Raw genomic sequence first — 18055 nt, 5'->3', positions numbered from 1 at the left:
AGCTGGCTAGCCTTTCACGGCACCGGCGACCCCTTCGATAAAATACCGCTGCAGCAGCATGTAGACGGCCAATATCGGGAGCAGCGAGATGCTGGCCGCTGCAGCGAATCCGGTCCAATCCATCGTATTCTCTCCCGTGAACTGGAACATGCCTACCCCGAGCGTCCGAAGCTCCGGCTTGCTGAGCGTGAAGACGAGCGGCATGAGGAATGCATTCCACGTCCACATGAACTGCATGATCGCCGTCGTCGCGATGACCGGCTTCGCCAGCGGCAGCATGATGGTCGCGAAGGTCCGGAAGAATCCGCTGCCGTCGATGTCGGCCGATTCTTCGAGCTCCTTCGGCAGACCACGGAAGTAAGCCACGAACAGCAGGATGAACAGCACGTGCCCGCCGCCGGCCTCCGCCAGAATGACGCCCCACAGCGAATTGTTCAGCCCGAGCGAATCCACGAGCGTGTAGACCGGGATGATCGTATACCCTTTGGGCATGAACATCGTGGCGGTAACCGCCGATACGAATGCGATTCGTCCCCGGAACCTGAACCGTCCGACCGCATAGCCCGTCAGCGCGCACACCGCTAGAATCATCAGCACGACGCAGGCCGTCACGATGACGGTATTCCAGAAATAAACCGAGAAATGCGCCGTTTCCCAAGCCCGCTCGTAATTGCCGAATTGCAGCTTCTTCGGCAGCAGCGAGATGCCCGACGAGATATATTCATTCGTCGTCTTGAGCGATGCCGTCAGCATCCAAATGAACGGATAGATCCACACGATGCCGGCTGCGATCAAGACGAGATGCAGCAGCAGCCTCGGACCGCGCCATCTTGTTCCCCGCATGCTTCCCCCTCCTTTGATTAGAAACGCTTCTGATTCCTCCGGCCGCCGCTCAATCGGACGAACAGTCCCAGCAGGATCGAGATGCCCATCACGACGATGCCATACAGGACGCCCGCCGCCGACGCGAAGCCGACCCGCGCTTCCCCGCTCCCCGAGAAGGCATACCGGTAAATATAAACGTCGACCATGTCGGTCTTGAACGCCGGCCCGCCGCCGGTCATCGTCTGCACCAAATCGAATACATGCAGCGCATTGACCGCCGACATCAAGACGATGACGCTGCCGACGGGAAGCAGCAGCGGAATCGTAATGTAGCGGAGCAGTTGAATGGACGAAGCCCCGTCGATCCGCGCCGATTCGAATACTTCCTTCGGCAGGGATTGAATACCCGCGAGCCAGTAGACCATTTTCATGCCGAAGCTCTTCCAGATGCCGACGATCACGACGATGAGAAGCGCCGTATCAACCGACCCCAGCCAGTCGACCGGCTGCGCGATGAGCCCAATTTTCAACAGCATCTCATTGAACAGCCCCTTGTAGGCACCGAAGACGAAGCGCATGACGAGTCCGACGACGGCCGTGGTCGTGACAACCGGGAGGAAGATGATCGTTCGGTAGATGATTTTGCCCTTCAGCCATTCCGCGTTCATCAGCAGCGCCGCGAGAAGCGCGAGCGGCACTTGCACGAGAACCAGCCACATCATAAACAGCAGGCTGTTGCGGAAGGCGTTCCAGAATATCGGGTCTTTCAGCGTCTCCGTGAAATTGTCGAAGCCCGTGAATTCCTTCAGCGGACCGTAACCGTTCCAATCGAAGAACGCATAGACGTAGCTCATGACGATCGGGTAAGCCGTGAATAACAGAAACAATGCCAGCTGCGGCGCGATAAAGGCTAGGCACCACAACTCCTTGCGCAGCCGGTAATGCAGCTTCGGCACGCGGTCTTCTTGTGTCGTTTTGAATCTCGATTCCTTTTGAGCGATGATCGATGAGCCCATTTTCCCGCCTCCTTTGCAGCCCCCTGCGCGTCTGCCGCGCAGCGGAAGCTTCTATTGCCCGATCCGCCCCTATGCGGGAACGAAAAAAGACATGCCATAGGTAATGGATACCTGCGGCATGTCTCCGGTGTTCCGGTCGACAAGCGACGTAATCATTGCATTCACATAACATCTAATTCCCATAAACTTACTCGGTTATTAATATGAATTGAATCATACGCCTTCTTGTTAAGGGCTGTCAACTGTTTTTTGGGATTTTTCTGGAAGCTAAGCCGTGCGACTGCATTCGCTCATTGCGTCTATGGCCGGCTTCATTCTCGCCTCCGTTAACGGCGATGGCTAATTCACTTGTCCCTGCCGAAGACGGTTTTGGCGATATCCAGCGCTGACGCAGCCCGCGGCCAACCGGCGTAAAAGGCCAAATGCGTGACGGCCTCCGCCAGTTCTTCCTCGGTCAATCCGTCCTCGCTTGCCAGCCGCATGTGGTACGGAAGTTGATCGGTCAATCCCGCCGACACTAGCGCCGACAAGGTAATCAGGCTTCGGTCCCGCAGTGAAAGGGTCTCCCGGCGCCATACGTCTCCGAACAGCACCTCTTCCGTATAGCGGACGAAGGCTGGAGCCGTTGCGCCGAATGATGTTCGTGCCGTCGAAGGGATACGTCTGTGCATGTGATGTCCTCCTTGTAGCGGAATGATGGTTGGAATCCGAACGATAGTCGGGATCCGAATGGAAGGAATTCGCCGGCGCGGTGAAGAAGCTAGTCGACAGCCTATGCGGCTCGCGGAATAACGAATCAAGAAAAGGAGCGGGATTATGGCAGACGATCCATCGAACGATAAGCAATTTAACGCCAGCGGCAAATCGGAATTCCAGCGCGTGAGCGAAGAGGAGCTCGAGCGGATGCGCTTCCCCCTCGGACGCCTGGTACCCGCATCGCATCCAGGGCCGGAGGACAGGCAGCGTTGGATGCAGGACATAGCCGGCATTGCCGGCACGCTGCGCTCGGAGGTCGGGCAGCTGACATCGGAGCAGCTCCTGCTTCCTTACCGCCCCGGAGGATGGAACGCGCTGCAGGTCGTCCATCATTTGGCCGACAGCGATTTCAACGCCTTTATCCGGTTCAAACGAGCGCTGACGGAAGAAGCGCCGCTTGCGGGCACCTTCCGGGAAGACGCCTTCGCGGAACTCGCCGACTATCGGGATACGCCGGCGGAAGTGTCGCTGTTCTTGCTGGATGCGCTGTATAAACGGTTCCTCGCGCTGCTTCGGCGCATGACGGCGGAGCAGTTTCAACGGACATTCACGAGTCCTTCGCATGGATTAATGACGCTCGATCAAGCGGTGGAGCGGTTTGCCTGGCACGGCCGGCACCATATCGCGCAGCTGCAAGGCATGCGAACGCGAATGGGCTTGAGTCCTGCGATTGCCGAAAACCAAGCCCAAGCTTAGCTGCTCGTTCCGCTGCGCATGCTTTTGAACGTGCGTTCCCCTGCGCATGCTCTTGAACGTTCGTTCCCCTGTGCTCGCCCGGTTAACGTTCGATCATTTGCGCCAGACCGCAGCCGAACGACCAATTCTCCAGGCCCGACTCGACGAGCACGACGAACACATCCTCTTCCCGCACGCCGCACGACGCATGAAGAAGCGCCGCCAGCTTCTTATAGAAGCCTCGCTTCTTCTCCGTGCTTCTGCCTGGAGCGAGCGTAATCTGAATGATCAATAATCCGTCTCCCCGCGCGACATGCAAGTAATTGCGGCTGTATTGGAATTCACCTCTTTTATGCCCGTGGTAGACCTGAAAATAATCCTCGTCCGGCACATCGAACTCCTCCTGAAGGGCCCGCATCAATACGCTTCCGACTGCCTCAAGCTGTCCCTCATTATAATGTTCTTCCAGGTAACCGACGCGGATAAATGGCATGTTCATCACTCCTCTAGTAGGCATGGTTTCATTGTACGCGGATCAACTTCATCTGTATAATTGAATATAATAAACTTCTTAATCGAAACACCGATGGAGATGAGCGCGGATTATGGATTTGAAAGAATTAGTGACCTTCCGAACGATCGTGCAGGAAGGGACGTTTTCCCGCGCTGCCGCGAAGCTGAACTATGCGCAGTCTACGGTGACGAGCCAGGTCAAGCGGCTGGAGCAGGAGTTAGGCTTGCAGCTGTTCAAGCGAGGATGGGATGCGGAGCTGACGGAAGCCGGCCGGCGCTACGCCGACGAAGTGGATCGTCTTATCGCGCATTGGCAGTATGCCGCCGAACAGGCGAAGGCATTGCGGGAGGAGGAGATCGGAGAGCTTCGTATCGGGCTGATCGAATCGCTGGCAGATGACGTGATGCCTGCGGCCATGCAGGCCTTTAGCGCATTGAAACTGAGGATGAGCGTTCATTTCACGATCGGCAGCACGGATGCTCTCGCCCGCGAGATTCGCGGTCAAACCATCCAAGCCGCCATATGCGGGCAGCCTGACGCCGTTGAAGGTCTGCGGTTCCGGCCGCTCTGCAGCGAGCGGGCCTCCTTCATCGCGACGGACGATCATCCGCTTGCGGCTGCGGTCGGCGGAAGCGGCGAAGTGCCCGTCTCGGCACTGTTTGACTATCCCGCATTCTCGGCGGCAAAACCTGTCTATACCATCTGCACGTCCAACGGGCCTTAACTCGTATCGGGACGCTGCCGCTGGTTCATACCGTCAGCCGCATCACCTCGATTCCCGCAATGATCCGATCGCTGCCCGCCGTTGGCGTGGTGCTGGAATCGACGCCGCTGCCGGCGGACGTCGTCCGACTGCCGGTACGGCTGGAGTCGGTCGATATCCCCGTCGGCATTCTTCTGCCGAAGACCGCGGATTATATGCCCATGTCCCTTGACCTGCTGCTGCAATGTTTGCAGGATGGCGTCCATGCGCGTCTTGCAGGCTCTTCCTCCGACGCCTCTCTCTCCTAAGACGCATTCGTACACCTCGTCCCCTTGTACGGAGGCGAATGTTAAGGGAATGCTTGCAGATTGCAGCGCTAAAATCACAGGCAGCAAACAGTCCGCTACAAGCAGCAAATCGGTCCGAGCCTGCTTTCACTGCTCCTGCCTTGTTCGGCGGAACATGCAAGATTCGAAGTCCACACGTGCAACCGGTCTGAGAATGTTGTACAATGTGCACCAATTCTAGCCTGAATCGATTACTGTTTAATGAAATGTTGCATAATGTACAACAATTCAAGCTTGATGCGATCACTGTTCAACGAATTCTTGCACAAAATACAAGACTTTCGCAGAAAATACACCATTCCGAGCCATTCCCCGCTACTTTCTTGGATTTTATGCAAGAATTTCAGATTGCTAGCCGAAATCAGGCTAAATTGTTGCACTTCCTGCAACTTTCATCATGCCAGCTCAGTAAACACTCGCTCCTTGGTGCATTTAGTGCAGTTGGCGCAGTTGGCGCAGTTGGCGAAGTTGGCGAAGTTGGCGCAGTGAGCGCTTTTGGCCCGCGAAGCACACTTTGTGCATGAGGCCTATCGGTGCCCCTAACCAGTAACCAGAAAGCGCGGAGCGGCGACTCCTCCTCCCCCGCCATGGTATACTGGAACGGACATCCAGGCATTCGCCGAAGGAGGGTTATACGTGTTCCAAATCATGCTCGTGGAGGACGACGCGGACATTCGCGGCATCGTGGCGGATACGCTGCGCAAATGGCAGTACGACGTCGTCGAGCTGGCCGAGTTCAGCCAAGTGAAGCAGCAGTTCGAACATCACCGGCCGCATCTGGTCGTGCTCGATATCAATTTGCCCGTGTTCGACGGCTTCTACTGGTGCCGGCAGATCCGCGCCGTATCCAACGTGCCGATTATTTTCCTCTCTTCCCGCAATCAGAATATGGACATCGTCATGGCCATCAACATGGGCGGCGACGATTTCGTGCAGAAACCGTTCGACCTCGAGATTCTCGTGGCGAAGGTAAGCGCGCTCCTGAGGCGCAACTATACCTACCAGGAAGACAGCCTGCAGCTTCGGCACCGCGGCCTGCAGTTGAACCTCGCCAGCTCCTCCGTCGACTTCGAAGGACGTACCATCGAGCTGACCCGCAACGAATTCATCATCATGGGCGTGATGCTGCGGAAGATCGGCGCCATCGTATCGCGGGACGAGCTCATGCAGGCATTATGGCATGACGAGCAGTTCATCGACGACAACACGCTGACGGTGAACGTGAACCGCCTCCGCCGCAAAATCACCGATCTCGGGCTGGAATCCTTCATCGCGACGCGCAAAGGAATGGGGTATATCGTGGAATGAAGCTGAAGCTGCTCCGCTTCCTCTACTACGAGCGCTCCTACATGCTGCTCTCCGCAGCGACCTTCGGGCTGGTCATGCTGATCTGGTACGCGGATCCCGGCAACCATCTCCATACCGACAGCCTCGTCTATCTGATCGTCCTGCAGCTGCTCCTCATGGCAGCGTTCTTCGGGTACCGATATTATAGGAACGAGTATGCGGTCCGCACCATGCGCGAGGAGGACGCCGCGCCGCTGTCGTTGGAAGCGGAAGCATACCAGCGCGTCGTTCAAGAGATGGAGCGCGCGCATATCCGGGCGTTGAACGAGGTCCATGCGAGACAGAAGGAATATTACGACTTTATCGTGACCTGGTTCCACGAAGTGAAGACGCCGATCTCCGTCATCCGCCTCATGCAGCAGACCGAGATCGAGCCGCGAAGCCTGGAGGAGCAGGTCGCCCGCATCGAGCAATACGTTGACCAGGCGCTCTATTATGCGAAGCTGGACGATTTCAACCAGGATTACGATCTGGTCAACTGCGATCTCGAGCCGCTGCTTAAGCATGTCATTAAGTCATGGTCCAAAACGTTCATCGCGCGAAAAATCCGCCTCGCGCTCGAAGTCGGTCCCACGATCGTGCAAAGCGATACCAAATGGCTGCATTACATCATCGGCCAGCTGCTGTCGAACAGCCTCAAATACACGCCCGCAAACGGCGAGATCCGCATCTCGGCGCAGACGAACGGCCAAGAAAAGCTCCTGATCGTGCGGGACAGCGGCATCGGCATCGAGCCCCGCGATTTGCCGCGCATCTTCAATCGGGGCTTTACCGGAACGAACGGCCGCGTCCATATGAAGTCGACAGGCATGGGCTTGTACTTGGCGCAGGAGCTGTCGAAGAAGCTCGGCCATTATCTGACCTGCGTCTCGGAAGCCGGCCGATTTACGGAGATGACGATTCATTTTCCGAGGAATCACGATCCTTATCGCGAGACGCTGCGGCATGCCGACCCTGCCCGCGGCGAAACGAACAGCCCCGGCGACTAATGCAGTCGCCGGGGCTGTAATCGTTAGGTCGTGCGATTGGCAATCCGGTAGTACAGATTCGTGGAAACAAGATAGAATCCGGCATAGATCAGGAAGTACAGCGCGATGATACCCCATACCATGCCGATCAAATTCGGAAAATCCTGAACGGAATCCAAAATATACGTCTTGATGATCAGCCAGCTGCTCAGCAGACCCGGCAGGAGCGGCAGCGCGAACACGAACAGCAGCTGCTTGCGAATGACGTTCATCATCTCCCGCCTGCCCACGCCCAGCTTGCGGAGAATCGCGAATTGCCGGCGCGCTTCCGTCGCCTCGCGCAGCTGCTTGAAATAGATCACACTGGCAAGCGCGAAGAGCGCGATCAGCGCCAGGAACGCGCCTGCGAACAACAGCAGCGAAGAGCCTTCGATTTGCTTGGAATACACGTCCGCGAAGGAGGAATAGTACGTCTCCGGATCCTTCGTCACGATGCCGTGCAGCTGCTCCGAGAGCGATTCGGCATCGCCTGCATCGGCGATATCGTAGATTTGAAACGTCGACATAGCGGTACCCGACGCCTTCAAGCTCGCGAAGGCGTCATCGGATATGATGAGCACCGCGGCCTTCTTATTCATGGACAGGACGGGATCGGACGACCAGCCAAGCAGCGCGTAGTCCTTCTTCTCCACCAGTTTGAATACCTTCTGCGAGGAACCAGTGCGGATCGCGAAGTCCGTTCCCGAGCCTGCCACCGGCAGCGGGACATCCATGCCCTGCGACAGCGACACCGCCGCGTCTCCGGCGAGGCGAACCTGTTGATCGTCGCCGCGCCGCTGAACGAACGCATTATAATCCGAGGCCGACGCGAGCAGGATTCCAGGGGAGAAATATTCGGGATTCTCGAAGGCGACTACAGGATCGGTCACCGCCTTCGCGCGCAGCAGCTTCAGGGAATAGCTGCCTTCGATCCCGTGTCCCGAGGCCTGGATGGCCTGCTTGACCTCGGCATCCACGGCCGCGCTCTTCGATTCGTAGGCGATATCGTTCGGCAGGTTGCGGCCGACCGCTTCGAATTGAACGGAATAGTTGATGGACACGAAGCACACGAGCAGGACAAGCATCGTGCTGAACAGGGAGATAAACGTGAGATTCAGCGTATTGCCGCGAATTTGGAACCGGATCGCGGACGTCCATAGCGTCGTATTGCCGCTCAGGTAGCCTCTTGTGCGGCTCCATACCTGCAGCAGCCAGCCGGCGAACTGCCGGAAGAACAAGTACGTGCCGCCGATGATGCCGATCGCGCAATAGATCAAGGAGACGCCGGAGTAATCCGTCCAGAACGCGGACTGCTTTCCGCCTCCGATCATCGCGAGCGCGGATCCGAGCAGGAAGAAACCGAGAATCGCGAGCGCTGCCGAGGTCCGGATCGGCTTCTCCTGCTGCTCTTTCGCTCGGAACAGGTCAATAAGCTGCACCCGCGTCACTAACAGGTAGCTCTGGATGCTGACGGCGACGTGCAGCACGACGAATACGATGACCGAAGCGATGATCGCCCGCACCGGAAAGTCCAGCGACACGACTTGATCGTACTTCATCAGATTCATGAGCAGCGCGCCGAAGACCTTGGACAGCAAGCCGCCCAGCAGCCCCCCGATGACCAGCGCGACCGCGCCGATGGCAAGCGTCTCGTAGAACAGCATCGACAGCAGATGGCGCTCGTTCATGCCGTACAGCATATACAGGCCGAGCTCCTTTTTCCGCTGGCGGATGAAGAAGGAGTTGGCGTAGAGAACGAACAAGAGAATGAAGGACACGATGACGGCGGAGGCAATGAGGAAGCCGGCATCGAAGTTTTGGATATTCTTCAGCGCATCCAAGATATCATCGTTATACATGACCGACGAGAACGAGAAGAAAATCATGATCCCGATTAACATGGAAATCCCGTAGATCGTATACAGGCCGAAGCTGCGGCGGACGTTCTTCAAGGACAGCTCGAGCAGATTCATCGCAGCTTTCCTCCCAGCAAGCTCTGCGTTTCCAGGATGCGGTCGTAGAAGGCTTGCTGACTCTGTTCGCCGGCATACAATTCATTGACGATCGCCCCGTCGCGCAGGAAAATAACCCGTTTGCAATAGCTTGCCGCATAGACGTCATGCGTGACCATCAGCAGCGTCGTGCCGAACAGGCCGTTCAGCGAAGTCAGCTCTTCCAGCAGCTGGGTCGCCGACCTGGAATCCAGCGCCCCCGTCGGCTCGTCCGCGAAGACGATCGCAGGCTGGGTGATGATCGCGCGCGCGCAGGCGGTGCGCTGCTTCTGGCCGCCGGATAATTCGCTCGGGTACTTGTCCAGCAGGTCCGCGATGTTCAGGGCTTGTACGATCGGCATAAGCTTCCCGTTCAATTCTCCCGCCTTCACCTTGCGCAGCGACAGCGGCAGCAGAATATTCTCCTTCACGGTCAGCGTGTCGAGCAGGTTATACTCTTGGAAAATAAACCCCATCCGCTCCTGCCGGAATCGGCGCAGCTCCTTCTTGTCCAGCGCAAGCAGCGACTGCCCCTCGAGCCACACGTCGCCCCCCGTAAATCGGTCGATCGTCGATAATACGTTCATCAAGGTCGACTTCCCCGAACCGGAAGGTCCCATGACAGCGGTAAATTCGCCGGCCATGACGGACAGGTCGATGTTTTTCAGTACCGTCGTTTTGCCGTAAGCCTTCGATATATTCTCGGTACGGATAATTGCGGATGCGTTCATAAGCGCTCCCTCCCTTTCGTTATCTCTACTATAGACGGGACGGGATCGCCATATCCATCGAAATAGGAGGCCGCAAGGTGACGGTTTTGTCACTTTGCGGCCTCCTATGACACCTATGGCACCTATGGCACCTTTGGCAATTATGGCTCTTATAGCACTTATGGCCCCTATTGCACCCAGTACTTCCTTTGCTTCCGTTATCCTTGGATAACCGCCGCTTGCTCCGCTTTCGCTTCCGGCTTCGGCGTCAGTACCTCGCGCTTCATGAACCAGCATGCCAGGAATGCAGCCGCCGCGAAGATCGCGCCGATCAGGAACATCTCTTGAAAGGCATCGGCGAACACGGTCTTGATCTGTAGAACGAGACCGGAGGCGAGTCCGGAAGGCAGGCCGCCGTTCATGATCGAATCCGCGGCGTCCGCCGGAAATTGATCCGACAGTCCGGCAATGCCGTCGTGAATGCGACGGGACAGCAGGCTGCCGAAGATGCTGAAGCCGAGCGTCGCGCCAAGGGACTGAAACAGCTGCACCGTGGCGACGCCGACGCCGGTATGCTCGGGGCTGACCGTCTCCTGCACGATCAGATTGTCGCTGCCGAACAGGACGCCGATACCGAGACCGAGAATGAAGAAGGCCGCTAGAATATAGAGCACGGTCGTGTCCACCGCGACGCGGGACAGGAGGAAATAACCGACGATCGGCAGCACGAACGAGCCGATGAACAAATATTTGTACGCGACGCGCGTAATGAGGAAGCCGCAGACGATGCTCATCGGAATGGCGCCGGCCATGAAGCCGAGCGACAGATAACCGGAGGCCGTCGGGGTCAATCCCATGACGATCTGCGCGAAGAACGGCATACCCGACATGCCGCCCATGACGCCGAGCATCGTAATGAAGACGATGATCGACAGCACGACGACGGAACGGTTGCGGAACAGCGACAGCGGGATAATCGGCTCCGCGGCCCGCGCTTCGATGCGGATGAACAACAGGACGAACAAGGCCGATAAGACTAGCAGACCGATAATGATCGGGGACGACCACGCATAGCCTTTGACGTCGATCAGCACGGGCGCGAACAACAGCGACAGTATGGCGAGCACGAGCGTGGCCGCGCCGGCCCAGTCGATTTGTTTCTTCTCGGGACTCACGGATTCGCGCAGTCCTTTGGCTACGAACAGCCCCGCCACGAGGCCGACCGGAATGTTGATCAGGAAAATCCAATGCCAGTTGATATGGCTGACGAAATAGCCGCCGATCGTGGGCCCGATCAGCTGCGGCAGAATCAGCATCGGTCCGATCAGGCTTTGCACCTTCGCGCGCTGCTCGAGCGGGAAGGAATCGCCGATGATGATCATCGCGAGCGGCATCAGTCCGCCTGCGCCGATGCCCTGCACGCATCTGCCGATCAGCAGCTGCGTCATGGAATCCGACAACCCGCATAGGATCGAACCGACCATGAACAGGGCGACGCAGCCGAGATAAATTCGCTTGCGGCCGTACAAATCGGCCATCTTGCCGAAGATCGGCATGAACACCGTGATGGCCAGCATGTAGATGCCCGCGACCCATCCGAACAGCGACAAGCCGTGCAGTTCCCGAATGATCGTCGGCAGCGCGGTCGACACGGCCGTCTGGTCCAGCTCCGAGAAGACGAGACCCAGCAGCAGGCCGATCATAATCAAGGTTTTGTTCGTTGATTCTTTTACCATGGTTACACCACTCTCGTCATTAATTAGTGCTTCAGCAGCAGACGGAGCATGAACTCCGGCGTCGGCCGACTGTAAAACTCGTACTCGGAGGTGTTGACGTTCATTAGACCGACGAGCGCCGTCAAATACCAGTTGGCCAGTTCGCGGGCATCGCCTTCGATGAATTGGCCGTTCTTCTGCCCTTCCGCTACGATCGGCGTCAACGCGCCGATGATCGACATCGGGTCATAATCCGCGATGATCCTCGCAACCTCGGCCGGCACTTCGCGCGCGGCAAAAACTTGCTGCATCAAGATGAAGGAATGATTATCCTCCTGCAAAATCTCCTGAGCCAGCACGCGAAGCTTCTCGACCGGCGTTCCGGGCATCGAGCCGATGAACGCGAACGCTTCGTTCGAGCCGTCTACCGCCGATTGGACGAGTTCGGTCAAGATCTCGTCCTTGGATTTGAAATAACGGTACGACAAGCCGTCGCTGATCTTCGCTTCCTTGGCGATCATGCTCATCTTGGTGCCGATGAGGCCGTATTGGGCAAACACCTTCAAGGCCGCCTTCTTGATCTGTTCCCTGCGTTCGTCGCGAATGTGTTCGGAATCCGTTGACATGCGGCGCGCCCCTCCACTTCGAATGAATGAATAAATCATTCATTTACTTTGATGAGCTTATCATATTCATTTTCACGCCGCATGTCAACCGCATTTTTTAATAAATGTTTCCAATTTCCGGTCCGCCGGGGTATAAGTAATTTGTACATACTTTCCGCTTTCGCTTCCCCTTCATGCAAAAAATCGATCCAGGAGATGATACGGCTATGAATGAATTCCGCATCCAGCATGGGACTGATTCCGCCTCGCATATTCCGGTAATTTGGGCTGCCCCTGCAGAACGCTTGTCCTCCGAAAAGCAAAATCTCGTCATCTGGCTGACTGGCTTCACGGGCAAGAAAGAAGGAATGATTCCGCAGCTGGAGGAGCTGGCGCGGGCCGGATATACCGCGGTCAGCTTCGACTTGCGCGAGCATGGCGACCGCACGGTCGGCTCCGAGACGCATCCGGAAATGCGCGATCGCGTGAACGAGGAGCGTCGTCTCTATTTCTGGCCCATTATCGCCATGACGGCGGAAGATATCTCCCGCGTGATCGACTGGGCCGTCCGTCGCTTCGGCATCGCCGGCCGCATTCTGGCCGGCGGCATCTCGATGGGCGGCGATATCGCCTTGACGGCCGCGGGCATCGACCGGCGGATCGACGGCGTATGCGCCGCAATCGCCACGCCGGACTGGCTGCGCCCCGGCTCCGTCGACCCGCAGGGCGAGAGCGATACGTACTCGCAGCTTCTATACGACCGTTATGATCCGATCACTAACGTACGGCGGTACGCGCATCGGCCATGGATTCATTTCGAGAATGCGGGAGCGGATTCGTACGTACCGCCCGAAGCCGCGCGGCGTTTTCGGGAGCTGCTCCTCGCCGGGCCTTACGCCGACAGCCCCGAGCGCATCGGGATCACGGAACATCCCGGCCTCGATCACGGGTTCCCGCCGGAAATGTGGCAGGGGTGCCTGGCGTGGTTCCGGGCTCAGGTTTAACGTGCCGGTTGTTCAAGGAGCGATGCGCTCCTTATCGCCAAATTCGATAATCGTTCCCGCGGTGCTGCGCACCAAAGCCACTCTTACCCGATAGTGTCGATGCTGGGCTTCGCGTGACTTCACAAGCAGCAATACCTTCGGTTAGGATCGCTGCGCTGATTGCGATTTTGCAGGAACGGATTTCCCCCCTTCTTTGTTCCAGCCTCTCAGGCGGAACTAGAATTGTTCATTGCTCCAGATTAAGGACGATGAGCCGAGGGAGCAGGCCGCTTCATTCATTGCGTGAGCCATTATAGATTATCGCTTCACTTGTTCCAAGATCCTTGGTAGTCGGTCGAAACCAGACAGTTGATGGAGCGAGAAAGCTAACGCATCTCAGAAGCCTTATCTTCGTCTAATTGAGCACTTTGGAATTCTAACGATCCTCACACACGCTATTAGCTCAAATTCAGCCCCATACTGAGGTATACGGCTCAAATAAGCATTTCTAGAGTCGTTAGAGTTCAGATTGCCTCGAAATGAGGCCAATAGCGTGTCTGACAATCGTTAGCGTTTGGCCGCTGAACCGAATGGGGGCGAACGTTGAGTCTGGCTCGTTATGGAGCTCAGTTTTAGGCGGCTTGCGCTTGGTGTTGGACGTGGTAGAGGCTGGGTATCAGGCTCGGTCTTGGGATCGGTTTGGGACTTGGACTGGGGCTGGGGTTGGGGCTGGGGTTGGGGCTGGGGCTGGCGCACGGTTTTTGGCTGGGTTTGGCTGTCGGTGTGGGGCTCGTTTGAGGGCTCGGTTGGGGGCTGGGTATGGCGATCGGTTTGGGATTGGTTGGGGTTTAGGGTTGGGGTTGGGACTCGGTTCGGGCTCGGTTTTGGCTCGATTTGGGGTTCGGTCTTGGGCTGGGTTGAGGGCTCGGTTGGGGTTGGGGTTGGGGTTGGGGTTGGGGTTGGGGTTGGGGTTGGGGTTGGAGTTGGAGTTGGAGTTGGCGTTGGCGTTGGCGTTGGCGTTGGCGTTGGGGTTGGCGTTGGGGTTGGGGTTGGGGTTGGGGTTGGAGTTGGAGTTGGCGTTGGCGTTGGCGTTGGGGTTGGCGTTGGGGTTGGGGTTGGAGTTGGAGTTGGAGTTGGAGTTGGGGCTCGGACTGGGTTTCGGGCTGAGTTTTGGGCTCAGCACTGGAGGAGGTGTTTTGCTCGACTATACTCTACTTAGCGCAGCGCCAAACCCAGCCGTATGCTCCGCTTCAGACGACTTTCGCGCAACGTTAGGCTCGTTATCGGACAAGCCTGAGACTGGTGCTGCAGCGCCGCCTCTGGTCGATCTGCACCGCCGCCGACATCAGCTCACAGCCAAGAAAAAGAACCTTCGCTGCCGCGAACGCGGTACCGAAGGTTCTTTGCACGTCTGCCGGCGCACGGCTTCGCGCATCGCGACAACCCGTCTGCTATCCCACTTGACACAAGCATCGATCGCGATGCCGCTTCCGACAGCCGTTGCAGCCATCGCCGGAGCAGCGAGCTTACCGCAGCCGTTTCTTCAATCCGCCCCGCGGCGCAGGACGATAAAATCCGCCGAGGACTGCTCCTTGTACCGCTGCGGAATGATCTCGTGCACGTAATAGTTCCCAAACTCCGCCAGGTAGTGAAATATATCGCGATCCTGGATCGTCTCGACCACCCGAGGTTCCGATCCCCGGGTCAAACGCGTGTACAACACGACGACGCGCGGCTTCGGACTGAACAGATCGCGAAGCGTCGCCCTATAATCCGCCTCGTCCGTAATATGATAGAGGACATCGAGGCAGACCGTCATATCCGCTTCCACGAATCCGCGGTTCTGGAACGCGCCGGGCCGATACAGCATAAAACTCTTCGACGGGTCATCCCCATTCTTCTCCGCGCACAGCTGCACCGCGGTCGGCGAGATATCGAGCCCCAGATACTGCGGATAATGCATGAGCGACAGCTGATGCCCGTCTCCGCACCCGAACTCCATGACGCGCCGCACCCCGTATTGCGCGATGATCGCATTGACAACCTCCGCCTTGAAGGCTGCCAAATCTCCGAAAGAGCCCCTTCCGGACGTTCCGCCTTCCTTATAGTTGTTCTCCCAATACGAGATATAATCGAAATTCATAGGTCCCTCCTCCGACAGGATTACGCCTGAGGCGGACGTATGCGCAGGACCGCCCGGTAGCAGTACAGTCTTCCCCACAGATCGGAAGTAATCGCATCCTCGGGCAGTTCCGCGGTCACGTCGCCTGCGAAAATAAAACCCTGCTGCTGTGCCAGCTCCCTGAATCGCTGCAGGTCGACCGTCGGATAGTCGAACGTCAGCACGACTCTGCCGTCCTGCCTCAGCGTTCGGTAGAACTCGCCGAGAGCCGCCGTCAAATCCTGCTCGCTCAGATGCTCCAGCACCGATATGCAGAAGATCGTATCGAATGCAGCGCCCTGATAAGGCAGCGCCGCAATGCTGGCATGCGCCCGCTGAAGGCGGCTCAGGCTGGCGGCCCGAATTAGATTCTCCGCCGCTCCCTTGCCGAAATCGCGCACGACGTCCAAACAGATCTCCGTCTCCGATTGGATGCGCGCATCCCAATCGCAGGCATGCGCTTCCCTGCAGCGGTCCGCCAGAAAAAACTTGAACGGGTGCGAGATTCCGCAAGCCGCATCCAACACGACGTCGTCCGGCTTCGCGAAGCCGGCGCACCACGCATATTCGTAAGGCCTGCTCCACCATGGCCCGGGAAGCGGAAAAACGAAGCTGTCCGCTCTGTCGTCGGACGTCTTGAAGAACCGGGCAGCCTCGGACTTCGCGTCGTCCGCTGCCGCTCCGCCGCCGCTCATCGGGACACCTCCGCTTGCGCTGCCGATTCCGATGCCGTCGCATCCCCGGGCCGCTCGAGGACGCCTTCCAGATATGTTTTGTTGTGCAGCACGGAAGCGTCGTTCGGCCGATATTCCCGGGCACGTTCATTGTGCGCATAAGCCCTCTCGCGGTCCCCCATCTTGTCGTAGCAGACGCACAGCTGAAGATGGGGGAGCCACGTTGCGCAGGATTTGTTTTGCAAGGACCAGGCTTGATCCAGCTTCGGCGCGTTCAGCGCCGCCTCGTACCAATAGGCCGCGGTTTCGTAGGCGTCCCGCTGCAGGTGCCAATAGCCGATGCGGCAGCAGAATTCCGGCCGCGGGGGGCCGTAACGAAACGAACGCAGCGCGTATTCCAGCGCCAAGTCCGACGCTCCGAGCGACGAGTAGCAATCCGACGCTTTCCCGCAGGCCGCGATATTATCCTCCACCCACCCTTCTCCGGTCAGAAGGAAGCGGCTGTAGTACAGGACGGCCTGCTCGTAACGGGCATGATCGTTCAATTCATTGGCGTAATAAAACAAATCCCTTGGGCCGAACTTCTCCCCTTTGGCCAGCCGCTGTTCGTAAATGCGCAAATTGCGGTCGCTGTCATGCCGAAGGCTGGCGTGCGTCACCGCGGCGTCCGACGATAACGACTGGCCGTATACCTCCAAATATTCATGGACGGCGCCGATCCAACGGAATCCCCGGGCTCGTTTGACCAATCGATTGCGGCGCAGGGAGCTCGTGACCGTACCGTATTCATCCTTCGCCAAATGATAGGCCATCGACACCGTATCCACCTCGGGAGCGAGCGACGCCTTCAGCGCCAGCAGCTTCTCCAGATCCGGTTCAAGGAACACGTCATCGGCGTCCAGCCACAGAATATGGGACGAGGTCGCTTTGCTGAAGGCAAAATTGCGAGCGGCCGCAAAATCGTCGATCCAGGCGAAATCGTAGATGCGATCCGTATAGGATGCGGCAATGGACTTGGTCGCGTCCGTCGAGCCCGTATCCACGATGACGATTTCGTCGACGGCGGCCTTCACGGAATCCAAGCAGCGCGCAAGCACATCCTCCTCGTCCTTTACGATGAGACATAAGCTGATGGTAATCACGATACCGCCCTCCTGTCCGTTAATGGAAATGCGACGCAAATGATTTCATGGCCCCTGCCTTCGCCCTGCAGACGGGCAATCAGCCCCATGCGTTGTTCGGCGGACAATCCGTCCAGAACGGGATGATCCGCGAGCAGCTGCTCGAAGCCGTAGACGTATTGGCGCGTGAACAGCATATGGACGCGCAATCCGGCGGCGGCGGCCAGCTGCCTGACGTTGCCAAGGTCGTAATGGCACAGGTGATCGGTTTCGGTATACAACGGCGATCGAACGCCGTGAATCTCATTCATGAGCGACTCCCGGTTCGGAACGCTGAATGCGATGAGGCCGCCCGGTTCGAGCAGCGATGCCGCCTCCGTCAAGAACGTGACCGGCCGCTCCATATGCTCCAGCACATGCCAGGCGACAATGGCATCGTACGGCCCGCTGCGCGCCGCAAGTTCCGGACTCCACATCGACCGAAGGAGCGGCAGCCCATACTTGGCGGCTGCATAGCCGCACGATGCGGCCGACGGCTCGATGCCCACCGTCTCCCATCCGCCGCATTTGGCCATATACAGAAACTCGCCCGTTCCGGAGCCGATTTCCAGCAGCCTGCCTTTGCCAGGAGCGGTCATTTCCAGCAGCAGCGTGTTGAAGACGGTATGGTTCAAATAGGTCACCTGCCCATATTTCTCGCGCAGCGACACCCAGGCCTCATCGTAAATCTCTTCAATTAAGGCGGCTGCATCCCGCTCCCGATCATAAGGCTGGTACACCAGGCCGCAGGTTTGACAAACCACGAGCTTATGCGTGGCATAGGCTGCGAACATCTCGAAGCCCACGGCTGCGCATAGCGGACATGACATCCTTTCCCCTCCCACTTTACCTAGAATATTACTACT

Annotated in this window: 19 protein-coding genes; 7 read left to right on the top strand and 12 right to left on the bottom strand. The window is 57.8% G+C overall.

Annotation, left to right across the window (positions count from 1 at the left end; translation table 11 throughout):
• Positions 1-6 precede the first annotated feature (6 nt).
• From GT003_RS01885 to GT003_RS01875, 3 genes are all read right to left on the bottom strand, one after another.
• Entirely contained in the window at positions 7-843 is an 837-nt protein-coding gene (locus GT003_RS01885) for a carbohydrate ABC transporter permease (protein ID WP_161693813.1), read from the bottom strand.
• Positions 844-860: 17 nt separating this feature from the next.
• Complete coding sequence (locus tag GT003_RS01880) at positions 861-1841, bottom strand: carbohydrate ABC transporter permease (protein WP_161693811.1); 981 nt, start codon at positions 1839-1841, stop codon at positions 861-863.
• Between the two features lie 344 nt (positions 1842-2185).
• A complete protein-coding gene (locus GT003_RS01875; protein WP_161693809.1) occupies positions 2186-2512 on the bottom strand; it encodes a carboxymuconolactone decarboxylase family protein in 327 nt (108 codons plus the stop codon).
• Between the two features lie 145 nt (positions 2513-2657).
• Here GT003_RS01875 and GT003_RS01870 point away from each other — a divergent pair, with 145 nt between their 5' ends.
• A complete protein-coding gene (locus GT003_RS01870; protein ID WP_239565642.1) occupies positions 2658-3293 on the top strand; it encodes a YfiT family bacillithiol transferase in 636 nt (211 codons plus the stop codon).
• A gap of 82 nt (positions 3294-3375) precedes the next feature.
• On the opposite strand, the gene GT003_RS01865 is transcribed toward GT003_RS01870, so the two are convergent.
• Positions 3376-3765: a tautomerase family protein gene (locus GT003_RS01865; RefSeq protein WP_161693807.1), complete on the bottom strand. Its 390-nt coding sequence runs from the start codon at positions 3763-3765 to the stop codon at positions 3376-3378.
• Positions 3766-3877: 112 nt separating this feature from the next.
• Between GT003_RS01865 and GT003_RS01860 the strand changes: the two genes are divergently transcribed.
• The 5 genes from GT003_RS01860 (at position 3878) to GT003_RS01845 (ending at position 7172) form a co-directional block, all read left to right on the top strand.
• Positions 3878-4510, top strand: a complete 633-nt coding sequence (locus GT003_RS01860) for a LysR family transcriptional regulator (protein ID WP_239565643.1) — start codon at positions 3878-3880, stop codon at positions 4508-4510.
• Between the two features lie 59 nt (positions 4511-4569).
• Complete coding sequence (locus GT003_RS32390) at positions 4570-4797, top strand: hypothetical protein (protein WP_239565644.1); 228 nt, start codon at positions 4570-4572, stop codon at positions 4795-4797.
• Between the two features lie 203 nt (positions 4798-5000).
• Positions 5001-5360, top strand: a complete 360-nt coding sequence (locus GT003_RS01855) for a hypothetical protein (RefSeq protein ID WP_161693805.1) — start codon at positions 5001-5003, stop codon at positions 5358-5360.
• A 124-nt stretch (positions 5361-5484) separates the two neighbouring features.
• Positions 5485-6144, top strand: coding sequence for a response regulator transcription factor (locus GT003_RS01850; RefSeq protein ID WP_170312109.1), 660 nt, complete (start codon positions 5485-5487; stop codon positions 6142-6144).
• A complete protein-coding gene (locus tag GT003_RS01845; protein WP_239565645.1) occupies positions 6141-7172 on the top strand; it encodes a sensor histidine kinase in 1032 nt (343 codons plus the stop codon). The genes GT003_RS01850 and GT003_RS01845 overlap by 4 nt, the downstream gene beginning before the upstream one ends.
• Before the next feature lie 23 nt (positions 7173-7195).
• Here GT003_RS01845 and GT003_RS01840 read toward each other — a convergent pair whose 3' ends face one another.
• The 4 genes from GT003_RS01840 to GT003_RS01825 form a co-directional block, all read right to left on the bottom strand.
• On the bottom strand, positions 7196-9163 hold the full coding sequence (locus GT003_RS01840; protein ID WP_161693800.1) for an ABC transporter permease: 1968 nt from the start codon (positions 9161-9163) through the stop codon (positions 7196-7198).
• Positions 9160-9912 carry an ABC transporter ATP-binding protein gene (locus GT003_RS01835; protein ID WP_161693798.1) on the bottom strand — a complete coding sequence of 251 codons (753 nt, stop codon included), beginning with the start codon at positions 9910-9912 and terminating at the stop codon, positions 9160-9162. Before GT003_RS01835 ends, GT003_RS01840 begins: the two co-directional genes overlap by 4 nt.
• Before the next feature lie 197 nt (positions 9913-10109).
• Positions 10110-11627, bottom strand: a complete 1518-nt coding sequence (locus GT003_RS01830; protein ID WP_161693796.1) for an MDR family MFS transporter — start codon at positions 11625-11627, stop codon at positions 10110-10112.
• 23 nt (positions 11628-11650) lie between these two features.
• On the bottom strand, positions 11651-12232 hold the full coding sequence (locus GT003_RS01825; protein ID WP_161693794.1) for a TetR/AcrR family transcriptional regulator: 582 nt from the start codon (positions 12230-12232) through the stop codon (positions 11651-11653).
• A gap of 206 nt (positions 12233-12438) precedes the next feature.
• On the opposite strand from GT003_RS01825, the gene GT003_RS01820 reads away from it, so the two are divergent.
• Positions 12439-13215 carry an alpha/beta hydrolase gene (locus GT003_RS01820; RefSeq protein WP_161693792.1) on the top strand — a complete coding sequence of 259 codons (777 nt, stop codon included), beginning with the start codon at positions 12439-12441 and terminating at the stop codon, positions 13213-13215.
• 1522 nt (positions 13216-14737) lie between these two features.
• Here the strand turns inward: GT003_RS01820 and GT003_RS01815 are convergent.
• The 4 genes from GT003_RS01815 to GT003_RS01800 are packed head-to-tail and all read right to left on the bottom strand — an operon-like array spanning position 14738 to position 18019.
• Positions 14738-15337 (bottom strand): class I SAM-dependent methyltransferase, encoded by a 600-nt coding sequence (locus GT003_RS01815; protein ID WP_161693790.1) that lies wholly within the window; start codon positions 15335-15337, stop codon positions 14738-14740.
• 20 nt (positions 15338-15357) lie between these two features.
• Positions 15358-16050, bottom strand: coding sequence for a class I SAM-dependent methyltransferase (locus GT003_RS01810; protein WP_161693788.1), 693 nt, complete (start codon positions 16048-16050; stop codon positions 15358-15360).
• Entirely contained in the window at positions 16047-17171 is a 1125-nt protein-coding gene (locus tag GT003_RS01805; protein WP_161693786.1) for a glycosyltransferase, read from the bottom strand. Before GT003_RS01805 ends, GT003_RS01810 begins: the two co-directional genes overlap by 4 nt.
• Positions 17168-18019, bottom strand: a complete 852-nt coding sequence (locus GT003_RS01800; protein WP_161693784.1) for a class I SAM-dependent methyltransferase — start codon at positions 18017-18019, stop codon at positions 17168-17170. The genes GT003_RS01805 and GT003_RS01800 overlap by 4 nt, the downstream gene beginning before the upstream one ends.
• Positions 18020-18055 lie beyond the last annotated feature (36 nt).

It is taken from the genome of Paenibacillus sacheonensis, assembly GCF_009909195.1.
GTDB classification, from domain to species: Bacteria; Bacillota; Bacilli; order Paenibacillales; family Paenibacillaceae; genus Paenibacillus_Z; species Paenibacillus_Z sacheonensis.
The sequence above is the reverse complement of the archived record's forward strand: the minus strand, read 5'-3'. Positions and strand labels throughout refer to the sequence as shown.

What these genes read in the sequence shown, in the direction of transcription:
- GT003_RS01885 (WP_161693813.1), bottom strand. Translation starts at nt 843, where the DNA reads ATGCGGGGAACAAGATGGCGCGGTCCGAGGCTGCTGCTGCATCTCGTC.
- GT003_RS01880 (WP_161693811.1), bottom strand. Translation starts at nt 1,841, where the DNA reads ATGGGCTCATCGATCATCGCTCAAAAGGAATCGAGATTCAAAACGACA.
- GT003_RS01875 (WP_161693809.1), bottom strand. Translation starts at nt 2,512, where the DNA reads ATGCACAGACGTATCCCTTCGACGGCACGAACATCATTCGGCGCAACG.
- GT003_RS01870 (WP_239565642.1), top strand. Translation starts at nt 2,658, where the DNA reads ATGGCAGACGATCCATCGAACGATAAGCAATTTAACGCCAGCGGCAAA.
- GT003_RS01865 (WP_161693807.1), bottom strand. Translation starts at nt 3,765, where the DNA reads ATGCCATTTATCCGCGTCGGTTACCTGGAAGAACATTATAATGAGGGA.
- GT003_RS01860 (WP_239565643.1), top strand. Translation starts at nt 3,878, where the DNA reads ATGGATTTGAAAGAATTAGTGACCTTCCGAACGATCGTGCAGGAAGGG.
- GT003_RS32390 (WP_239565644.1), top strand. Translation starts at nt 4,570, where the DNA reads ATGATCCGATCGCTGCCCGCCGTTGGCGTGGTGCTGGAATCGACGCCG.
- GT003_RS01855 (WP_161693805.1), top strand. Translation starts at nt 5,001, where the DNA reads ATGTGCACCAATTCTAGCCTGAATCGATTACTGTTTAATGAAATGTTG.
- GT003_RS01850 (WP_170312109.1), top strand. Translation starts at nt 5,485, where the DNA reads ATGCTCGTGGAGGACGACGCGGACATTCGCGGCATCGTGGCGGATACG.
- GT003_RS01845 (WP_239565645.1), top strand. Translation starts at nt 6,141, where the DNA reads ATGAAGCTGAAGCTGCTCCGCTTCCTCTACTACGAGCGCTCCTACATG.
- GT003_RS01840 (WP_161693800.1), bottom strand. Translation starts at nt 9,163, where the DNA reads ATGAATCTGCTCGAGCTGTCCTTGAAGAACGTCCGCCGCAGCTTCGGC.
- GT003_RS01835 (WP_161693798.1), bottom strand. Translation starts at nt 9,912, where the DNA reads ATGAACGCATCCGCAATTATCCGTACCGAGAATATATCGAAGGCTTAC.
- GT003_RS01830 (WP_161693796.1), bottom strand. Translation starts at nt 11,627, where the DNA reads ATGGTAAAAGAATCAACGAACAAAACCTTGATTATGATCGGCCTGCTG.
- GT003_RS01825 (WP_161693794.1), bottom strand. Translation starts at nt 12,232, where the DNA reads ATGTCAACGGATTCCGAACACATTCGCGACGAACGCAGGGAACAGATC.
- GT003_RS01820 (WP_161693792.1), top strand. Translation starts at nt 12,439, where the DNA reads ATGAATGAATTCCGCATCCAGCATGGGACTGATTCCGCCTCGCATATT.
- GT003_RS01815 (WP_161693790.1), bottom strand. Translation starts at nt 15,337, where the DNA reads ATGAATTTCGATTATATCTCGTATTGGGAGAACAACTATAAGGAAGGC.
- GT003_RS01810 (WP_161693788.1), bottom strand. Translation starts at nt 16,050, where the DNA reads ATGAGCGGCGGCGGAGCGGCAGCGGACGACGCGAAGTCCGAGGCTGCC.
- GT003_RS01800 (WP_161693784.1), bottom strand. Translation starts at nt 18,019, where the DNA reads ATGTCATGTCCGCTATGCGCAGCCGTGGGCTTCGAGATGTTCGCAGCC.